This window comes from Streptomyces sp. NRRL WC-3549, from assembly GCF_000721935.1.
In the GTDB taxonomy this organism is placed as follows: domain Bacteria; phylum Actinomycetota; class Actinomycetes; order Streptomycetales; family Streptomycetaceae; genus Streptomyces.
Map to the genome: position 1 here is coordinate 168,518 of NZ_KL585399.1, position 623 is coordinate 169,140.

At 73.2% G+C, this 623-nt stretch carries 2 pseudogenes; both read right to left on the reverse strand.

The features are described from left to right. Positions 1-339 (reverse strand): annotated as a pseudogene (locus IH13_RS0115730) (MFS transporter); the annotation flags it as partial. A 170-nt stretch (positions 340-509) separates the two neighbouring features. After that, positions 510-623: pseudogene (locus IH13_RS37605) on the reverse strand (zf-TFIIB domain containing protein); the annotation flags it as partial.

Genomic DNA, 623 nt, shown 5'->3' on the forward strand with positions numbered 1-623 from the left:
ATGTGTATAAGAGACAGGGCCGGTGGAGGCGCCGAGGGCGGCGACGAGGAAGCCGGAGGAGAAGCAGACCAGGGAGACGAACATCGCCCAGCGCGGGCCGTTGCGTTCGACGAGGGTGCCGCCGAAGGCCGCGGAGAGGCCGAGCATGACGATGCCCAGCTGGAACGGGAGGGCACTCGCCGTACCCGAGAGGTCCAGGGCGGATTCGAGTGGGGGCTTGAAGACGCTCCAGGCATAGGCCTGGCCGATCGAGAGGTGCACGGCGAGCGCGGCGGGCGGCACGAGCCACCTGCTCCAGCCCGGGGGTGCGACAGTGCGGGACCTGTCCAGGTAGTTCATGGGCCCGCACTCTAGGCACCGACCATGCACATGACTAGTGCCGCGCCCCGTGCACCTGCCCGGTACCGCGACCGGCGCTGTCCGCCCCGGGCGGAGCCTCGCCCCGGGGCGTCCGCGCGGGTGCGGGTCACCCGGTCCGCACCCGCACCCGCGCACCGGTCCGGAGCGGGTCAGGAGGAGAAGAGCATCCGGCCGAAGCTCTTGTGGCGGTGGTGGCCGCCGTAGTGCCCGCCCTGGTGCGGCGCGCCCCAGGCGGGGGCCTGGGGGGCGGGGTAGGCCTGGGG